Origin of the sequence: Enterococcus sp. HMSC072F02, assembly GCF_001837725.1 — a bacterium.
Classification (GTDB): Bacteria; Bacillota; Bacilli; order Lactobacillales; family Enterococcaceae; genus Enterococcus_B; species Enterococcus_B lactis.
The window spans coordinates 1-19478 of the sequence record NZ_KV833959.1; the positions used below are offsets into that span (position 1 = coordinate 1).

Annotated in this window: 19 protein-coding genes; 2 read left to right on the forward strand and 17 right to left on the reverse strand. The window is 38.3% G+C overall.

Translation table 11 applies throughout. The features are described 5' to 3' along the window. Window positions 1–256 precede the first annotated feature (256 nt). The 3 genes from HMPREF2731_RS07785 to HMPREF2731_RS07795 all read right to left on the reverse strand — a co-directional run bounded on the left by HMPREF2731_RS07785 (window position 257) and on the right by HMPREF2731_RS07795 (window position 2514). Window positions 257–712, reverse strand: a complete 456-nt coding sequence (locus tag HMPREF2731_RS07785; protein ID WP_002290187.1) for a hypothetical protein — start codon at window positions 710–712, stop codon at window positions 257–259. 153 nt (window positions 713–865) lie between these two features. Then, window positions 866–2074: a CCA tRNA nucleotidyltransferase gene (locus HMPREF2731_RS07790; RefSeq protein ID WP_070872687.1), complete on the reverse strand. Its 1209-nt coding sequence runs from the start codon at window positions 2072–2074 to the stop codon at window positions 866–868. A 107-nt stretch (window positions 2075–2181) separates the two neighbouring features. Next, window positions 2182–2514: a nucleotide pyrophosphohydrolase gene (locus HMPREF2731_RS07795; protein WP_002309584.1), complete on the reverse strand. Its 333-nt coding sequence runs from the start codon at window positions 2512–2514 to the stop codon at window positions 2182–2184. Between the two features lie 147 nt (window positions 2515–2661). Between HMPREF2731_RS07795 and HMPREF2731_RS07800 the strand changes: the two genes are divergently transcribed. Then, the gene (locus HMPREF2731_RS07800) at window positions 2662–3537 is read left to right on the forward strand and encodes a YitT family protein (RefSeq protein ID WP_070872708.1); all 876 of its coding nucleotides are present in this window, start codon (window positions 2662–2664) and stop codon (window positions 3535–3537) included. Between the two features lie 81 nt (window positions 3538–3618). Here HMPREF2731_RS07800 and HMPREF2731_RS07805 read toward each other — a convergent pair whose 3' ends face one another. The 10 genes from HMPREF2731_RS07805 to HMPREF2731_RS07850 form a co-directional block, all read right to left on the reverse strand. Continuing rightward, window positions 3619–4200 (reverse strand): ReoY family proteolytic degradation factor, encoded by a 582-nt coding sequence (locus tag HMPREF2731_RS07805; RefSeq protein ID WP_002309587.1) that lies wholly within the window; start codon window positions 4198–4200, stop codon window positions 3619–3621. A gap of 5 nt (window positions 4201–4205) precedes the next feature. After that, window positions 4206–5465 carry a tetratricopeptide repeat protein gene (locus HMPREF2731_RS07810; RefSeq protein ID WP_002290180.1) on the reverse strand — a complete coding sequence of 420 codons (1260 nt, stop codon included), beginning with the start codon at window positions 5463–5465 and terminating at the stop codon, window positions 4206–4208. Between the two features lies 1 nt (window position 5466). Continuing rightward, a complete protein-coding gene (locus HMPREF2731_RS07815; protein ID WP_070872689.1) occupies window positions 5467–6513 on the reverse strand; it encodes a hypothetical protein in 1047 nt (348 codons plus the stop codon). Window positions 6514–6745: 232 nt separating this feature from the next. Next, the gene (locus HMPREF2731_RS07820; RefSeq protein ID WP_002290178.1) at window positions 6746–7021 is read right to left on the reverse strand and encodes an HU family DNA-binding protein; all 276 of its coding nucleotides are present in this window, start codon (window positions 7019–7021) and stop codon (window positions 6746–6748) included. Window positions 7022–7263: 242 nt separating this feature from the next. Further along, on the reverse strand, window positions 7264–8574 hold the full coding sequence (gene der, locus HMPREF2731_RS07825; protein ID WP_002290177.1) for a ribosome biogenesis GTPase Der: 1311 nt from the start codon (window positions 8572–8574) through the stop codon (window positions 7264–7266). A 181-nt stretch (window positions 8575–8755) separates the two neighbouring features. Continuing rightward, window positions 8756–9985: a 30S ribosomal protein S1 gene (gene rpsA / locus HMPREF2731_RS07830; protein WP_002320679.1), complete on the reverse strand. Its 1230-nt coding sequence runs from the start codon at window positions 9983–9985 to the stop codon at window positions 8756–8758. Between the two features lie 134 nt (window positions 9986–10119). After that, window positions 10120–10800 (reverse strand): (d)CMP kinase, encoded by a 681-nt coding sequence (cmk, locus tag HMPREF2731_RS07835; RefSeq protein ID WP_002309595.1) that lies wholly within the window; start codon window positions 10798–10800, stop codon window positions 10120–10122. A 48-nt stretch (window positions 10801–10848) separates the two neighbouring features. Continuing rightward, window positions 10849–11484 carry an SAG1386/EF1546 family surface-associated protein gene (locus tag HMPREF2731_RS07840; RefSeq protein WP_002309596.1) on the reverse strand — a complete coding sequence of 212 codons (636 nt, stop codon included), beginning with the start codon at window positions 11482–11484 and terminating at the stop codon, window positions 10849–10851. Window positions 11485–11549: 65 nt separating this feature from the next. Next, entirely contained in the window at window positions 11550–12953 is a 1404-nt protein-coding gene (locus HMPREF2731_RS07845) for a RecQ family ATP-dependent DNA helicase (protein WP_002313881.1), read from the reverse strand. Beyond that, window positions 12940–13971, reverse strand: a complete 1032-nt coding sequence (locus HMPREF2731_RS07850; RefSeq protein ID WP_070872691.1) for a helix-turn-helix domain-containing protein — start codon at window positions 13969–13971, stop codon at window positions 12940–12942. The genes HMPREF2731_RS07845 and HMPREF2731_RS07850 overlap by 14 nt, the downstream gene beginning before the upstream one ends. Window positions 13972–14001: 30 nt before the next feature. Here HMPREF2731_RS07850 and HMPREF2731_RS07855 point away from each other — a divergent pair, with 30 nt between their 5' ends. Beyond that, window positions 14002–14223: a ferredoxin gene (locus HMPREF2731_RS07855; RefSeq protein ID WP_002309599.1), complete on the forward strand. Its 222-nt coding sequence runs from the start codon at window positions 14002–14004 to the stop codon at window positions 14221–14223. A 161-nt stretch (window positions 14224–14384) separates the two neighbouring features. On the opposite strand, the gene HMPREF2731_RS07860 is transcribed toward HMPREF2731_RS07855, so the two are convergent. The 4 genes from HMPREF2731_RS07860 to HMPREF2731_RS07875 all read right to left on the reverse strand — a co-directional run bounded on the left by HMPREF2731_RS07860 (window position 14385) and on the right by HMPREF2731_RS07875 (window position 19365). Beyond that, complete coding sequence (locus tag HMPREF2731_RS07860) at window positions 14385–15122, reverse strand: alpha/beta hydrolase (RefSeq protein ID WP_002316165.1); 738 nt, start codon at window positions 15120–15122, stop codon at window positions 14385–14387. Window positions 15123–15275: 153 nt separating this feature from the next. Beyond that, a complete protein-coding gene (locus HMPREF2731_RS07865; RefSeq protein ID WP_002313884.1) occupies window positions 15276–16616 on the reverse strand; it encodes a M20 family metallopeptidase in 1341 nt (446 codons plus the stop codon). 236 nt (window positions 16617–16852) lie between these two features. After that, window positions 16853–18376: a YfcC family protein gene (locus tag HMPREF2731_RS07870; protein WP_002290168.1), complete on the reverse strand. Its 1524-nt coding sequence runs from the start codon at window positions 18374–18376 to the stop codon at window positions 16853–16855. Window positions 18377–18753: 377 nt separating this feature from the next. Continuing rightward, window positions 18754–19365, reverse strand: a complete 612-nt coding sequence (locus HMPREF2731_RS07875; protein WP_002309605.1) for an ECF transporter S component — start codon at window positions 19363–19365, stop codon at window positions 18754–18756. Between the last annotated feature and the right edge of the window lie 113 nt (window positions 19366–19478).

Below are 19478 nucleotides of genomic sequence, written 5' to 3' on the forward strand. Positions count from 1 at the left end.
TGCACCTTTTACTTGACTAATCGTAGGAAAAGACTGTGACAAAAATATTGTCACAGTCCCTTATTCTGAATAAATGGTGTTCTAGAGACAGCCTATTAGCCATAAGGCACGATTTTGTAAAAATATGAGAAGCTATTTTTCAAAAATCACTTCTTATCGCTCCTGCGGTTACTCGTCGCAATTTCTTTGTTAGAGTTCTCATCATCGCTCAAGGCTGAATGTCTCTTTCACACCCTCATTTTTGCGTAAGATCAATTTATTCGAAAAATTCTCCGTATACATCTTCTACACGTTGGTCTGGGTTGATCACGATGTACAAGTTACCTGTTTTTTCGCTGATTTTTGTAGATTGGTATTGATTGTCTAATCCTTCTGTTCCTTTATCTAGATATGGGAAGTATACAAGATCAGGTGTTCCATTGCGGTAAAGGATTTCCATTCGTTCGATATCTTCGTATTTCAATGCACGATTAAACATGCCCATTTCCAGTCCACCTAAGTTGATATCATGTGTCGCAACTGCGTCCCCCTCATGGAAAATTTCGATTTTAAATCCGGCACATGGATGGATTTCAACAAATTCACTGCCGTTGATCCGTCCAAAACTTGTTGTGATTTGTTTGATCCAAAGATCGCCGATGTGACGGCGGTTAATCGTCCATGTTTCTCCATTTCTAAAATAAAATTTTAGCGCTGTCATTTCTTTACTCATTAAAAAGACTCCTTTATGATGTAATTTATTCTTGTACTTCCTCAGTTTAGCACAAATTTATGTAAGTGGTCACATTTTATGTTTTTTCTTCTAATGACGTATCTGCCCAGTTTAAGTAGCTAGCCAAGCTGAGCAGATACAGTCTAGCGTTTTTTAAATCAATTTTTCTTTCGATAAAAAATCCAAAACCTGTTTTTTATCATTTTCTATTCTTTGTTCTACGACAGCTTTTTCAGCTGATTGCAAAGCTTCACTAACCCACTTACCAGGTTTTTTTCCACTTTCTTCCAGCAAGATTTTACCATCTACAGCTAATTCGCTTAATGACTTGATAGGTAAACGATCATAGGATTCTTCTACGACATCCATCTGTGGTGTTTCATCAAAATAAGTCATTAATTCTTCTACTTGCAATGCATGCTTTTTGCCTAAGAAGTATAATTCGAACGGTTCTAAAACTCCAGTTTTTCGTTGACGCAGTCCTTGAACAAGTGCTTGGACATCCTTGATCATTTGATTGGAACACTTCCACGATTTCAAAAAGGAGCGAATTTCATTTTCTTTTAGATCCAGTTGACTGATTAATAATGTCCATGCTTGACCCTCTTCTTTCAATGGAACGGAAGGTAATTCAGCAAAACGTAAAAGTGCTTCACCTTCTTCTCTCAAACCAGGGCAGCAAATATAACATTCTGTTTTAATGAATGCATGGATTCCTGCAGACCGTTCATTTCCCAAAAGCATCTTGATGAATTCCAAATTTATACGTTCTACAGATATTTTGCCTAATAGCTCGTGGTTTTCTTTGATGGCGTAGAAGGTTTCTTCCTCTAATTTGAATCCTAATTGACTGACAAAACGCAACCCACGCATCATTCGCAAGGCATCTTCATGGAACCGCTCATGAGGATTGCCTACAGCTCGCAAGATTTGTTCTTCTAAATCTTGCAGACCATCGAACAAATCGATGATTTCGCCGTCTTCTTTCAAAGCAAAGGCATTGATTGTAAAATCTCTTCGTTTTAAGTCTTCTTCCAACGAACGAACGAATTCTACATGATCTGGTCTGCGGTAGTCTTGATAAGTTGATTCCGTCCGAAATGTAGTGATTTCATATTGTTCATCGTTTTCTAATACCAATACAGTCCCGTGTTCAATCCCGATATCTATCGTTTTTGGAAAAAGCTGTTTGATTTCTTCTGGAAATGCGCTTGTTGCGATATCCACATCATGGATCGGCTGGTTCAGCAAGATATCACGAACACTTCCACCTACAAAATAAGCTTCATATCCTGCATTTTCTAATTTTTTCAGAACTGGAATTGCCTTTTGGTATTCCAGAGGTAATTGTTTTAATTTCATTTTTCCAACCTTTCCTGCGTGTTTCTTGTACTGAGATAAGTACTCAGTTGCATGATGCCTGATTGATAAGTCCGTTTTAGTAGCTTCAAAGCACAAACCACTTTTTTTTACTTGTCCTTACGTTCAAAGCGGTTATGGTCTCTTTGATTGAATTTTTCCATATTTTTTTCAAAAACATCAGTTAAGTCGATATTCAATGAATTAGCCATGATCATCGTAACGAATAAAACATCTCCAAGTTCTTCTGCTACCGAGTTATCTGGTTCCGAAGCTTTTTTGCTTTTTTCTCCATAAGCGTGGTTGACTTCTCTGGCCAATTCACCTACTTCTTCCGTTAATCGAGCCAGTTGAGCTAATGGAGAGAAATACCCGACCTTGAATTGTTGGATATATTCATCTACTTCCTGCTGCATACTGTATAAAGAACGTTTTTCATCCATCTTTTTCCCTCCAAAACTATCTTACCAAAACTTTAACGCAAATCCTAGATAAGAGCAATTGAGAAAAACGAATTTCCGTGCTACATTTAGGAAGGAATTTCTAAATGGAGATTCTGTGAAAATACATAATTGAAAGCTGGGATTCATATGGCTACACGGAAAACAGTAAAAGAAGTACTTTTTATTATTATAGGAACGAGTATTTACGCATTTGGACTTGTTTATTTGAACATCGCTAATCACTTAGCAGAAGGGGGCGTCTCAGGGATCACCTTGATCTTGAGAGCTTTATTCGGAATTGATCCAGCTTATACGACTTTATTAATTAATATCCCGTTGATTTTACTAGGGGGAAAGATCCTCGGAAAACGTCCTTTAGCCTATACTGTTCTAGGTACACTCTCTTTGTCATTCTTTTTATGGATCTGGCAACGGGTTCCGCTAGAAATTAATTTACAGCATGATCTACTGATCGTTTCTCTACTTGCGGGTTTGGTTGCAGGGGTAGGAAGCGGGATCGTCTATCGGATGGGTGGAACAACAGGCGGAAGCGATATTATCGCTCGGATTTTAGAACAAAATTACGGCATCTCCATGGGACGTTCCCTATTGGCATTCGATATCATCGTCTTGCTTGCTTCCTTAACCTATATCGACTTGAAACGCATGATGTATACGTTGATCGTTTCCTATGTTTTCAGTCGCGTGATTGATTCGATCTTAGATGGCGGATATTCTGCAAAAGGTCTACTTGTCGTCTCCAACAAAAGTGACGAGATTGCACCGCTACTGATGACCGGTCTGCAAAGAGGTGTGACTTTCCTTTCTGGAGAAGGCGCATTCTCTGGTAATTCAAAAAAAATCATCTATATGGTCGTTAGCTCTAGTGAATTAACTGAAGCTAAGAGGATCGTCCACGAGATTGACGAAAAAGCTTTCCTTTCAATCATCAATGTGCATGAAGTGGAAGGGCAAGGCTTTACTTATTTGAAGCCACAGACAAGATTACTGAAAAAACTATAAGAAAAAAGACAAAGATTGGCTATGAGGAAAGATTCCACATCCAGCTGACCTTTGTCTTTTTTAGTACTATACTGTTTTTAACTAATTGTTATGTTCACTTACCCGGTTACTTTTCTTTTGTGTCTGCAAAAGGATCTTTCGGTTAACTTCATCAGATAATTTCAAAAAAGCATCCCTATCTCCATCTTCTAGCGCTTGATCGATTTGAGCATAAAGCATATTTAGTTTTGCTGCTTCTTCTTTTTCTTGAAAATATCGCTCGATCAATTCAGTATCTTCTTCACTAACAGAAGCATCCCAAGAAGAAAATGGATTATCTTCTAAGATCGATAGATATTCTCTTGTCTGCCAAGCATTCTCAAATAGACATTCCACATATAAGGGTTTCTTCCAATTCAATCGGATCTCATGAAAAATCTGATCTGTATCCGTAAATTCTTTTCCCTGCAAAAACAATTTCATTGGTTCCCCTTCAACAGATAGATCACTGATTTGCAGACCTCGATCCGCAAAATTTGCCCCTTCTACAAAGTGGACATTACTTAAAATCGCTTCATGATTGGCAAGATAATTCAAGATCCAAAAAACTTCTCTTCGGCTAAAAGATACATGATTGACCATCCACGTTAAAAAATTCTTCTTTTCCCGTACATCAATTAGCATTTTTCTCACCTCTCTGTTAGATCATCTAATAATGACAGTGCCTCCATATCTCCTGGTTCAAGTTTTAAATAATGAGTCAATAATTCTTGCGCTCTTTTTAGCTGTCCTTCTTCTCTTAAGAAAAAGGCATATTCTTTCAAGAAATCTGGTTCATGAGATAGTTCATGATAAGCTTGTTCATAGTGTACAGCTGCAACGGTGAAGTCTTCTAATTCATTATAAGCATGCGCTAGATTCCATTCCGCATACGGATTAGCAGTTTCTTCCATCTGATTGATCACTTGTATCACATCTTCATATCTTTCATCATCCAAGTAAAGATTGCTTAAAGTAAGTAATGTTTCATCTTGTTTATCTCCTACTTCTAAAGCTTTCAGCAAGAGTTCCTCTGCTCGCTGTTTGTCGTGCAGACGAAAAGCATTTTCAGAGGCTAGATGATAAAGTTCAACTTGGTAAGGATTTTCTTTGATTCCTTCTTCTAACACTGTTTGCGCTTCTTCAACCATTTCTTCTTCTTGAAGAGCTTGTCCTAGATATAGATATAATGATTGATAATGTGGATTAACTTCTCGAAGCTCTTCCAGATAGTTGATTGCTTGCTGATTTTCTTTTAATTGGAGATTCGTAAAAGCTAGCTGAAACAGTCGATCATCTGTCTTTTCTTCTTTCAATGCTTCTTCTAAAGGTGCGATAGCTGCTTCAAATTCACCTTGCATGCTTAAGGATTGCCCTAAACGTTCTTGCATCGAGATTCCTGACATCTCGTTTATTCCACTTGCCAACAATGTTTCATAAATTACTGCTGCCTCTTTGAAACGATCGACTGAAAAATACAATTCAGCTAGTGCAAACTGGATCAATGGTTCATCCGGTAGCAACCCTGCCGCTTCTTTCAATTTTGCTTCACTTACTTCAGGAATCCCGATGACTTGGTACAAATCAGCTATCGCCAATAAGCTTTGCGGATAGTAATCACTTTCCTTATCCACTTTTTCCAAGTATTCAAAAGCTAGGTCAATCTCATTGTCTTCGATTGCAATTTCTGCTAGCGGGATGTTTAGTCCGTCATTTTCTGGATATTGGTTGATCAATTGTTCAAAAATCTGTTTTGCCTCGATCAAAAAGCCAATAGCTAGCAATTCTTCCCCTAGTTCAGCTAATATATCTGCTGGATCTTCCTTTAATGCTTTTTCTAAAAAGAGTTGTGCTTGTGCCAGATCTTCATCTGATAAAGCTTGCAACATTTTTTCGCTATTTGTATTCATTTCAATTCCCTCTTATCTCGCTGACGATTTGTTGAAATACCGTCATTGTTCTCAACAATTCTTTTTCGTTTGGTCGTTGGTATCCGTCTATTATACCTATTTTTTCTAAAACAAGTATTTTTTTGCTTTTTTCTGCCAAGAAAAGGACTTTTTCCAAATACTCCATCTTTGAAATCTGTTCCAACCATTGGATAGGATAGCCAAGCAAGTCTAGCCATACAAAAAAATTTTTTAGTTGGAAATCAAACGGATAGGCTTGGAGATTCCACACGAAATGAAACATCATCCCTAAGAATTTTTTCATACTAGCAGAAAGCAAGTGTCCATTTTCAGTCAGATAAAAAGCTTGTTCAAATAGTTTACCATAATTCGACAGATTTTCTGCCTCTAATTGATAAAAATAAATCATTTCTTCGATCATCCCGGCAAATGGCCGGGTCGTTAATTGCTTTTTATTTGGATAGTTTTTATACAAATTTTGTAAAAAACGGTGATCACAAATCATTCCGCAACAGATAAAAGTCAAAAAGTCAATCTGTTTTCCGTCCACTTGCCGCTCGCTGATCGTTTGATCATAAACGATGCGTTCTGGCATGTTGATGGTTTGTAGCACGACACGATTCGGTAGCTGCAAAATCGTTCGCTGTGGAGTTAATGCTCGGCTCAGCGAACGGATCGAGACAGGAATCAGCCAAAGTGATGAATCAAGGATTGTATGTTTTTGAAAAAAACCTGCCAGATCCATGATCCCTTCATTTCCAAATCCGATAACAAACATGGATTGATTTTCGGGATAGCGTTTGGTGAAATCAAGCAAGTTCTTCAATTCTGTTAAATGATTGCATTGAGTATTGGCACAAATGTACCAGTCATTATTTGCCTGATTTGCAAATAATGGGTTGATCTTATCTGCAAACAAATCATAATAACGCTGATTTGTTAAAAACAAGATGGGTTGATCGATCGAAAGTGCTCTTAGTTGACTGACAAGCGTTTCTCCGTAGAACACTTTTGTCAATGCTTCTTTTACTTGATAATCAAGTTCCATACGCATCCCTCCTCTTCTTATTTTTATTTTACCATTAGTAAGCAAAATCTAGAAAAGATAAGGGCAAAGTCCACCTCTTAACTTGGAAATAAATAAAAATTAAATAAAATACATGTGTTTTTTATGTATGACATACGGATTCGAAATTTTTGTCTCTTAATTGACTTTTTCTGCTAGGAAATAAAAAGAAAAGCACTTGTAGCCTTAGAGCCACAAGCGCTTTTTTACTGTCTTATTTAACAGCGTCTTTTAATGCTTTACCTGGTTTGAATGCAGGTACTTTGCTAGCTGGAATTTCGATTTCTTCACCAGTTTGTGGGTTGCGACCTTTGCGAGCTGCGCGTTCGCGAACTTCAAAGTTACCAAAACCGATTAATTGAACTTTTTCGCCGTTAGCTAAAGCATCTTGAATAGTTGAAAATACAGCATCTACTGCTGCAGTTGCATCTTTTTTAGTTAAATCAGTAGCTGAAGCAACTTTTTCGATTAATTCTGCTTTGTTTGCCATGGATAGATTCACCTCCTCCACAAGAGATATGATAGAAATATCATTTAGTTAAAACTTTCTGAGTGGTCCAGAAGTTTAAAAAGAAATATTGATTAACTTCAATATTCTGTTATCACGATATCATATGAACCGCTTAATAGCAAGGTTTTTACCAATTTTCATATGCTTTTTTTAGTCATAGAAACGTAACAAACAAAACTATCTTTTTCTTTTGAAAAAAAAACGTTGATATGGTAAAATGCCTATTTTCTTCTACGAGGGATGATTCGAATGGATGTCCCTTCAAAAGTAAATGCTTTTCTGATTTGATTTTCTAAGAAACGCTCATAAGAAAAGTGCATCAATTCCTCTTCATTGACAAAAACAACAAATGTAGGCGGTTTGACAGCGACTTGTGTAGCATAAAAGATCTTCAGCCGTTTTCCTTTATCTGTCGGTGTTGGATTGATGGCTACAGCATCCATAATGATATCATTCAAAACAGCAGAAGAGATACGAAGATTCTGGTTCATACTTACTTGTTCGATCATTTCAGGAAGACGTTCCAACCGTTGTTTAGTCACTGCAGAAACAAAGACGATCGGTGCGTAATCTAAATATCGGAATTCATCACGGATCTCTTGTTCGAAATCACGCATCGTATTGGTTTCTTTCTTCACAAGATCCCATTTATTCACAACGATAATGACACCACGACCAGCTTCATGAGCATAACCCGCTACTCGCTTGTCTTGTTCTCGAATCCCTTCTTCCGCGTTCAGTACCATCAAAACGATGTCAGAACGGTCGATCGCACGCATCGCACGCATCACGCTGTATTTCTCAGTATTTTCATATACTTTTCCGCGTTTACGCATGCCGGCTGTATCGATCATCAAGAATTTCTGTCCACTTTCAGAAACAAAGTGAGTATCGATTGCATCCCTTGTCGTTCCTTCAATATCCGAAACAATCACCCGTTCTTCTCCTAAAATCGCGTTGATCAAAGAAGATTTACCAACATTTGGGCGACCAATCAAACTAAACTTGATCGTGTCGTCATCCTCTTCTTCAGTCTCTTCAGAGAAGTACTTCACTGCTTCATCTAAAATATCGCCAATTCCTAGTCCGTGGCTTCCTGAAACAGGATAAGGATCGCCTAGTCCTAAAGAATAAAATTCATAGATATCATTTCTCATTTCCGGATTATCTACTTTATTGACTGCTAAAATCACTGGTTTATTACTTCTGTATAAAATTTTCGCAACCATCTCATCTGCGTCTGTCACGCCTTCGCGTCCGCTGACGACACAGATGATCACATCTGCTTCTTCAATCGCGATTTCTGCTTGATGTTTGATCTGATCCATAAAAGGTTCATCGCCAAGATCAATTCCGCCTGTGTCGATCACGCTAAATTCTCGACCTAACCATTCGCCTTTTGCATAAATACGATCACGTGTTACTCCAGGAGTATCTTCGACAATCGAGATACGCTCACCAGCGATGCGGTTAAAAATCGTAGACTTACCGACGTTCGGGCGGCCAACGATTGCAATTGTTGGATTTGCCATATTATTTCCTCCTCACAAGTTTCCAATCTCACTTAGTTTAACGAATGCAATGCCAACTTTCAAGCATAGATTGTCAATTAAACGAAGTATTTTTATTCCTTAATGAAATACTAACCGCTTTTCAAAAGAAAAACTGAGACAAAAGCAGCTGCTTTCATCTCAGTCACAGATACAAAATCAATTATTTTTCAGAATCATCGGTTGCTTTTTCTTCTACTTCTTCTTTCAACGCATCCCCTAAAATGTCTCCCATAGTGAATCCAGTATTTTCTTCTGGTAATTCATAAGACTCCACATTTTTTGGTTCTTCTTCTGAAGCTGGTTTTTCTTCTAAAGCTTTGATACTCAATGCAATACGATGTTCTTCTGGATGGATCTCCAATACTTTCACTTTCACTTCGTCGCCTTCATGAAGTACTTCGTGAGGTGTGGCGATATGTTTATGTGAGATTTGTGAGATGTGGACTAGCCCTTCTACTCCAGGGAATACTTCAACAAAGGCACCGAAACTTGTCAGACGTTTAACAGTTCCGTCCAATACTGCTCCAACTGGGGCTTTTGTATCGATTTCTGACCAAGGTCCAGGCTGTGTATCTTTGATTGACAAGGAAACACGTTCTTGCTCAGGGTTGATAGACAACACTTTAACGTTTACTTCATCATTAACAGCTAACACATCACTTGGTTTTGCTACATGACTATGAGAAATCTCTGAGACATGGACTAGACCGTCAATTCCGCCTAGGTCGACAAATGCCCCGAAATCAGTAAGACGTGCGACACGTCCGCTAAGAACATCGCCCTCATGAATCGTTGAAAGGATTTCTTTTTTCTTTTCTTCTCTTTCATTTTCAACTACCGCTTTGTGCGATAAGATCAAACGATTTTCTGATGGTTCGATTTCAATGATTTTAAAACTCAATGTTTTGCCTTTATAATCTGAAAAGTCCGCAACAAAATGATCTTCCACCATTGATGCAGGGACAAAACCACGCACACCGACGTCAACGACTAAACCGCCTTTGACAACATTTGTAACAGGTGCTTCAATTACCTTACCGTCTTGGAAATCTCTTTCGATGTCTTCCCAAACTTTTTTAGCATCTAAACGGCGTTTTGAAAGAAGATAGCTGCCGTTTTCTTTATCTTTGCCGATCGTACTGATAACAACTAAGTCTAATACATCGCCGACTTTCACTACTTCGTTGATATCTTCTACTGGTAAAGTTGATAATTCTTTTGCCGGAACGACGCCTTCAACTCCGGCCCCTTCGATTCCGATAATTACTTGTTTGTCTTCGATAACCAAAACTTCGCCCTTAACAACATCGCCAACTTTTACTTCTTGGACGCTTTTCATTGCGTCTTCCATTGACTGGTTGTTCTCTTGATTTTGATCAAATTCTGTCATAACACTTGTCCTCCTAACCAACATTCTGCCGTAAGTACGGTACTGTTTTTAGTTTAATTGATTATTCAAAAAAAATAAAGCGATTTCGTTCGTTTTCCTTGAAAAAACAATTGTTTTTCAGTTTTTTTCTTCATTTAAAAAAGAAGATATCCCTTTTCCAAAACGACGGCTTTTATCGCTGCAACGACTTCTGGAATGGATTTGCCGGTAGTATCAATACGAACAGCGTCCTCTGCTTGCTGCAGCGGAGAAACTTCCCTTGTTGAATCATAATGGTCTCTTGCCTGTATCTCTTTTGTTAATGTTTCAAGATCAGTTGGGATACCCTTTTCTTGGTTCTCTTTGAATCGTCTTTCTGCACGCTCACTTACGCTTGCTACTAAAAAGATTTTTACTTCTGCATTCGGCAATACAGCTGTCCCAATGTCTCTTCCGTCCATCACAACGCCACCGCGTTCGCCTATTTTCCGTTGGATAGCAACTAGTTCTTCTCTTACTTTCCCATGAGCAGAGACTTCTGAAACAGCTTTTGTGACATCTGGCTGACGGATTTCTAGTGTGACGTCTTTTGATGCTGTGAATACATGCTGCCCATCTTCTTGTTGTGAAAAAGAGATAGGATACTTTTTGATCAGTGAAACTAGTCCTTCCTCATCTGAAAAAGATACATTATTCGTAATAGCTAGATAAGTTACTGCGCGATACATGGCACCGGTATCCGTATAAATATAATTTAATTCTTTTGCTAAGATTTTGGCAACGGTGCTTTTTCCAGATGAAGCAGGTCCGTCGATTGCAATACTGATTTGTGTCATGATATAACTCCTTTTTCTCAAAAAAAAAGCCGCAAAGCGCGGCTATTATTATTTAATTCTTAGTTCTTGACCAGGGTAAAGCATAAAGTTGTTTGGATCTAAGCCATTCAATTCAAACAATTGGTCAATGGTGATTCCTGCACGCTCAGCCACTTGTTTTGGACCTTCGCCTGCTTGAACAGTCGTTGTCGTACCGGCTACAGCTGAGGAAGAAGGTGTTGTTTCTGCTGCATTGCTGCTTGAATCCCCTGCTTGATAAGTTGTGTCACTTGAGGAAGAAGGTGTTGTCTCTGCTGCAATACTGCTTTCTGACGTTACCCCTGTATCTTGAGAAACAGTAGATTCTTCCGCCATTGTACTAGATTCTACTGTTGAAGTCTCAGTTGACTCCTCTTTTGTTGTACTTGTGGAACTTTCTACTACTGATGTCGAAGTTTCAGAAGAAGATGCTGCTGTTGCATTGTTGCTTGATCCGTTTCTGATCCAGAAATAAGCACCTGCTGGAATAGCGATACATAAGACTAGTAAAATCAAAAATAGCGAAAGAAATAATGTATTTCCTTTCTTTTGTTGTCTCTGAGAACTTCTTGATGAAACCTCATCATCTGTATCATAGATTGGTTGTTCCCATGGTTCTTGTGTTTCGTTATTTTCTGTAGATTGATGTCTATCTTTTCTGCTCACTGTTTTACCTCCTAAACTCTATCGTGTGTATTATACCATAGGAAAAAGTGTCTTGTCCTAAAAAATCAATGTTCCATGTTTTTTTTAAATAAATTTAGTAAAATCGATTCCCAATGAAGCGGTTCAGTCTTAGAAAAAGCCTTTTTCTTTGGTAGAAGTTCTACTTTTGCGCCATCAATATCACAACAATTCTGCGGCTTTTCGGAAAGTTCTTCACCAAAATAGGCCAAGATGAATTTTCTGCGGCAGTCTTCTTCATGGATATAACGAAGCATCTGCTGTAGGCGGAATTCTTTTTCTTTTTCCTGGCGTTTGAGCCGTTCCACCCAATTTTCTGGTTTTTCAGACTGTTGGATCAACTCCATCCATTTTTTTTGCAGCTCATCAAATGGCGCTTGCTCTGCTGCATATTCCAAATAAAGCTCAAAACTTTGTCGCTGTTCTCTAGAAAGTTGATTAAAGAAATAATGAATACGTTCATCTCCACTTTGATATAAAAGGATTGCTGCACTTTCTTCTTGATCTCTGCCTGCTCGACCAATTTCTTGTACATAGTTTTCCAGACTGTCTGGCAAATCGTAATGGATCACATAACGAATATCAGATTTATCGATCCCCATACCAAATGCGTTCGTAGCAATGAGAAACTGCAGCTGATTTTTTACAAACTGTTGCTGAAGCTGTCTTCTTTGAGCTGTGTCAAGGCCACCGTGATAATATCCAACTGAAAAGCGCTCCCTGAATAAATGATACAAGCGTTCGACTTCTTTTTTTGTTGCACAATAAATAATTGCCGCACCTTGTGCTCTTTCCATGAATTGTTCAAGTTCTTGTTCTTTTTGCTGCGTCTTCCGAACAAAAAGCGAGATGTTTTGTCGATTGACTGATTGTCTAACCTCTTTTGGCTGTCGATCAAATAGCACCTGACGTATATCTTTCGCTACCAAATCTGTCGCTGTCGCCGTTAGAGCCAATGTGACTGGGTTTCCCAAATGCTCGCGGATTTTTCCTAACTGTTGATATTCTGGCCGAAAATCAACCCCCCATTGTGATACACAATGGGCCTCATCCACTACATATAGCGCTATATCCTGTTTTTTCAGCTGCTCTAATAGAGAAGTGTTAGTCAACATTTCCGGACTCAAAAATAAAAATTTATATTGCGACAGATGACGGAGAACATATCCTCTTTCAGCTCGTGAAAGCAAGCTATTGAAAGCAGCTACTCGTTTTTCCCCTCGTTTTTGCAGTTGTGTTACTTGATCTTCCATGAGAGAAAGTAGCGGTGACACGATGAGGACCATCCCATCCATTAAATACCCTGTTAATTGATAGCATAGGCTTTTCCCCGTTCCTGTAGGCAAAATAGCGAGAGTATCTTCTCCATCAAGCAACGCCTGAATAATTTCTTCTTGGCCGGGTCGAAATGAATCGAATCCAAAATATTTTTTTAATTCATTTATTAACATTCTGTATCGCTTCCTTTCTCAATAGATAGATTTGATACAAACGAAATTCTCCATAATCTAATTGTCCATCTACATTCCATTCGCTGAAGCGCCACTCGCGCACGGAATCCTTATTTGGTTCCAACCGTTCGACCGTTTCTTGAGAGAGAATCCGCTCGTATGGAAAATCATCAAAAAACAAGGCCCACTCAATAAGATGATCTGTTACCGTCCCTTTTTTTAAATGACGGATTGCCATAATCTGGTCAATTGTCTGACCATTCATAAACATCTGCTTGGTGATCATCATGCTTTGATTGAAATTTTGCTGTAATAACGGATCAATCAACACATACCATAGCGAATCTGGCCGTTCTTCTATTTGTGCGAGCAAAAGATGGATACATCTGCTTTGTTGTAAATAAACAGCTGACTCATCATTGGTTTTTGCTAGCTGATATGGCAGAAGGCCTGTTCGATCATTTCCAGAGAATTGGTTAGCTAAAAAATCGGCTGCTCCTTCTGGTATCTCCGAAAACAGTTGCGCTAAACTTTCATACGCGCTATCAATCAAAATTCCACGTGACAATCTGCTTCCACTAAGCCATTTTTTCAGTTGAAAAGTATAAAAAGGACTTGTCTCTGCTGGAAGATAATTTTGGTTCCCAGATGCCAGATTAGAAATCATTTGAACAGCAAATTTGATGAGCCGCCAACTAGTTTCCCCAGTTCGTCCATATCGGTCAAAACGCAAACCAGTATATTCTGTGTGAAGTTCAGACAACCTATCTGCTCCTGCAGACGTTAGTTTTGCTTCATTTTCATTTATTTCGATCCAGCCTTGCTGTGCAAGTTTTTGCATAATCTGAGAAAACTTGTCCTGTTTCAATTCTGGAAAACTGTTATGAGCAAATAAAAGTTCGTGAGTAAATCCGAAAATAAGTACTGAAGTCGTTCGTTTTCCCACAAGGAGCTGGTAAAGAGAGCTGACTCGCAGCTTGTTTCTTGATGAAAATAGCGATAAAATAAAAACAATCATATTATTCTCCTTAAGTTAGGATGGTTAGAAATGTCACTACTATGTAAACTTGTACCTGAACGCTGTATTGCATGCGGTCTTTGCCAAATCGAAGCGCCGGATATTTTCGATTATGATGAAGAAGGAATCGTTTTATTTGCCCAAGAACCAGAGGCTCATCAACAGTTCGTCATGCCGGAAGAAGAAGCGTATGTAAGAAAAGCGTATCAAAAATGTCCAGTTCGGGCGATTTTATTAGAAAACAAAATTTAAGTCAAACTAAGCTTTAAAAATGAACACTAGATTTTCTAAACTTGAAAATAAGCCGGGATCTGTTTCTCCCATTCCGTGAAATCCCAACTTATTTTGAAAGTTATATTTATTATCTATTTATTTGACTTGTTTTTTCATAGACCCTATAGGACCCATTTCGGTTATTTCAACTTTTTCAGCCAGTTTTCCAATGTATTGACAATCACAGTTTGCTGATCTGCGTTAGAAATTTCTGCTTCTCCATCTCCTTTTTGCTCACCATAGCTACCAAAGCCTCCGTGGTTCCCGCCGTTGATTGATACATACTCTGTTCTTTCTGGTAAGTACTGCTTGGCTTCTTCATAAGCTTTCTGATTCAATACTTTATCTTTAGTTGCTGTAATGGATAAAACTGGGACAGCTGATTCTTTCAATGTTCCTTTTTTATCGGGATAGCTTGCCATGAAGAATACCCCTTTTAAATGACTGTCTGAATGATTCTTATTCGCATATCGACTTGCCATGACACCGCCTAAAGAGTGACCACCGATCACATAATCGGAATCCGGAAAATCTTCTTTGATCTTATCCGCTTTGTTTCCACCTATCACTGCTAGATCAAGAGGCATTTTGACAATAGCAACTGAGTAGCCGTTTTTTGCTAAATCTTGCGCCCAAATACTATAACTTTCTGGGTCTACGAGAGCGCCAGGATAAAAAATAAGTAATGGAGACTTTGCCTGGTTCTTTTTCTCTCCTTCAAAAAACAAATAATCTTCTTTGTTTCTTCCTTCTTTTACCACCTTTTGTGCTTCTGACGATGGTTCGTACGTATTTTGCTGTATATAGTAATAACCGCCTCCGCCAAGTAATCCTAAAATAATGACTAAGCCAATTAGTATTCGTCTAAATATTTTCAATTTCTCCCACCTTTTCTATCTGAGTTTATACCTTCTTCTCAATCAAGTATGATTATACCTTAAAAAAAATAAGAGAAAAATGCAAACTTTCCAGCACCAAATAAAAAAGACGGAATATCCATTTGAATATCCGCCTTTTTATATGATTATTTTTTATTTAGCGCACAAACGATACACTGCTTCTGCATAAATTTCCATTGCTTTATACATACTGCTTAATTCCCATCGTTCATTTGCCTGATGCATGAAGTCAGGAGTATCAGGGAACATCGCACCGAATGCCACACACTGGTTCATCGTACGGGCAAAGGTAGCGCCACCTGATACAAATGGTTCAGTCATGTCTCCAGTAATCTCGCGATATGTCCCCAATAGGTTTTTCACTAACTCACTATCCAATGGCACGTATAATGAATCTAGGAAGTCAAACTCTTCATAAGACAACTCATATTTTTCTGCTGTTTTCGTTAATTTAGCTACTAAATCCTCTTTTTTGAATGTCACAGGAATTCTCATATCTACACCGATTTTTGTTTGTTCTGGTGTGATTTCCAAACTTGCAAAGTTCATCGTTAGCTCACCAGATTGTTCATCTTCTGTCTTGCCCACGACTGCTTCACCAGTTGCATTTTCTTGAACTAATTTTCCTAAGAAATTGATTGGGCCAAAATCGAATACTTCTGAAAGAACGATTGCCAGACGAGAAATAGCATTCACTCCTTGTGCGGCATCTTTCGCGTGGATACTTTTACCAAGAACGACGATTCCTTCGCCTTGTTCTTCGAAATCGAATCCGTGTTTTTTCAATGCTTCTTTTACTTCAGAAATCTTTTCACCAGAATAAGGAGCTGCATCAGGAACAACATTCAGCGCCCCGCCAGCTTTTACAGAAAAATCGTTCGTTCCAGGGCCTGTCAAGTAAGCTTGTAATAAGCCTTTTTCCGCATAAATTAAAGGGAATTCAGCGTCTGGCGCAAATCCTTGCGTAATGCCTTCTTCTTTTTCGTTATATTTTTCTAAACAACGCCACAAATTTTCTTCATCAGTACCAAAGATAAAACGAATACGTGTTTTGAATTCCACGCCAGCGTCCATCAAAGCTTTTACAGCATACATTGCCGCAATGGAAGGACCTTTGTCATCTTGGGAGCCACGACCAACTAACCAGCCATCTTTTACGGTTGGATCGAATGGTTTCGTTTCCCAATTGTTTTCGTCGCCTGCCGGAACAACATCCATATGACACAAGATACCGAATAATTCATCTCCTGAGCCAATCTCTGAATAACCGTAATAGCCTTCTGGATCTTTAAATGTTCTAAATCCTAGCTTTTCACTGATTTCCAATACTTTGTCTAAAGCTTCAATCACTTTTTTACCGAAGGGGTGTCCTTTCCCTGAATCTGCTTCATCTAGTACGGAAGGGATACGGATCAATTCGCTCAATGATTCTAATGCTTGTTCATGATGTTGTTCTGTCACAAATTGTTTCATGATTTTAACCTCCTAATATGTTAAAAAGGGTTATGTCAAATGCCTCCGACACAACCTCTTCTTCTCTAATAATGACGTTTTAAGCCTGCTCCATCAGCAAGCAGAATGTTCTTAACAAATGATGAAAGAAAAAACACTCACTGAATGGAGCAATCGACTTATCCACGTGCTTATCGATAGCCGTATATCGGTTTCTTCACTCTTATGATAGACCTTGTACCTGTATTTGTCTAGGTTTAGAACATTGCTGCTACACCTAGGATCACACAGATGGCTACAAATAATATCGCAATTAATTTACCAGTAAATTTCCACCATACTGAAACATCGAAACGAGCAATCGCTACAGCACCCATTACGATAGCTGATGTTGGTGTAATCAAGTTTACTAAGCCAGACGCAGATTGATAAGCAGTGATAACTAAATCCTTCCCTACACCGGCAAATTCACCCATAGGTCCCATGATTCCCATTGTTGCAGCAGCTAAGCCAGAAGTTGAAGGAATCAAGAATGACATAGGAATATAGAAAATAAATGTAATGATGATGAATACACTTGAAGATAATGAACTTAATCCTTGTTCGCCCCAGTGTAAGATAGTGTCTGTAATCAACCCGTTGTTCATAACTACTTGGATACCACGAGCAACAGCTACTACGATAGCTACACCAATCAAGTCAGAAGCACCAGCTAAAAATTCAGAGACGAATTCAGATTCTTTCATACCATACGTGATTGCTACGACGATTGACATGACTAAGAACAACATAGTAATTTCTGGGAAGTACCAGTCACCTAGTGGAAGCATGCTTTTACCTAAAACAGTACCTAGTACTGGAAGATTTGTTAACCAGTTTGTCAACGATTCAAAAATTGTGAAATTCGCATTCAAGGTTGTCCAAGGAATCAAACTGATGATCATGATACCAAAAGTAATGAAGAACAATACATTTACATGTTTTTGTTTTTTCGTGATTACTTCTTGGCGACCGATTGCTTCGATATCGAAATGTTTCATATCTTCTTTACGTTGATTGTATACTAATGATTTTGTTGGATCTTTTTCGATTTTTGATGCATAGCGATACACATATACAATAGAAATAGCTAACAAAATAACGAACATCAAGAATCGAAGACCAATACCTTCACCCATCGAAATCCCAACAGCTTGTGAAGCTACGCCTGTTGCGAAAGGATTGACCGTTGAAGCTAAACAACCTACTTGAGACCCTACTAATACGATGGCTACTGCTACCACTGTATCAAAGCCTACTGCCATCATAACTGGGATCAGTAAAGCATAGAACGGAATCGTTTCTTCTGCCATTCCATAAGTAGATCCGCCTAATGCAAATAACAGCATCAATACTGGAATAAGCATTTTTTCTTTTCCTTTGAATTTCTTCACAACTGAAGCGATTCCGGCATCTAGTGCACCTGTTTTGTTGATAATACCTAAAAATCCACCAACAACTAAAATGAAGAAAGAGATTGGGATTGCAGCAGGTGTTTCTTTAGTTAGCTCCCCCGCTGGTACACCTAGCATCCCATTGATTGGCGCCATGAAAATATCCCACAGCCCTTGAGGATTTTGTTGTACTCGTTCATATGATCCAGCGACAATGTTGCCTGCATCGTCTACACTATAGTGCCCAGCTGGTATAAACCAAGTAAGTACAGCGATTACTGCAATAATAATGAATAAGACCGTATACGCTGAAGGCATTTGAAATTTTTTCTTCTTTGTTTGTTCCATCTTCTTCTTCCTTTCTTTTCCGTTAGAGACATCATTTTTGGCTCTAATGTTATTTTATCAAAAAGAGTACCAGAACAAAAATAATAACACGCATTTTATAAAACTTTTGTTCAAAAAGTTCGTTTTTTCCTATTTCCTCCCCCTTCTCTTAGGTTTTTAAAGCTTTCTTCATTTTTATTGTAGCGTTTCCTTTTTTATATAAACAAACATTTCCGTCTTTTAAAAGGAGAAGGATTTCACATTTCAAAAGAACCAATTGATTTTTATGCATAAATAAAAAAAATACTCAAAACAGACAAATAAAACGTTTACAATATTGCATGTATTGTATTTTTTTCCAAAAAAAAAGATCAAGAATTTCTTGATCTTTTTGACATTTATTTAACTGCTGTATGACGTTGTTCCAACTGATGTTGTTTTCGACTTAACCATGGAAGAAGTTGCGCATGTAGCACTAAAAAGACAGCACTCACGATGAATCCTTTGATTAAGTTGAAAGGAACAATCCCAATCAATACATAATTTGCTAAAGACATCCCCAACATCTGTGTCGCGTTCAGTCCTAAAAACATTAAGTAAAGAGGCGTAATAACGAAATAATTCGCGATACTCATGAAAATAGTCAGAGCAATCGTTCCTGTAATCACACCTAAAAATTTATTTCTTCCTTTATGCTGTTTCTTTACACTAAAGAAGTAATAAATCGGAAAGGTAAAGATCGTTGTTGATAAGAAACTAGCTGTGTCTCCCACTAGGTTATCTGGAGAAAAACCTGTAGTCAGCAGATGTAATACTGAACGCAAGAACGCTGTTGCTACTCCGGCCGCTGGACCGAATAAGAACATACTGATCAATACCGGGATATCACTAAAATCAATCTTCAAAAAACTAAAAGCCGGCATGATCGGAAAAGCAAAATACTGTAAAACTAATGCGATCGCAGCAAACATCGCTACTGCAACCATTTTCTGTACACGGGTGTTCTTCATTTGAAATCCTCCTGTTAGGACTCCTCTTCAGCGAACTTTTTGACGTTTCTCTCCAAATGAAAAAACTCTATTTTCCAGGGAAAATAGAGTTAGAGTTATTTGATCAAGTGTGC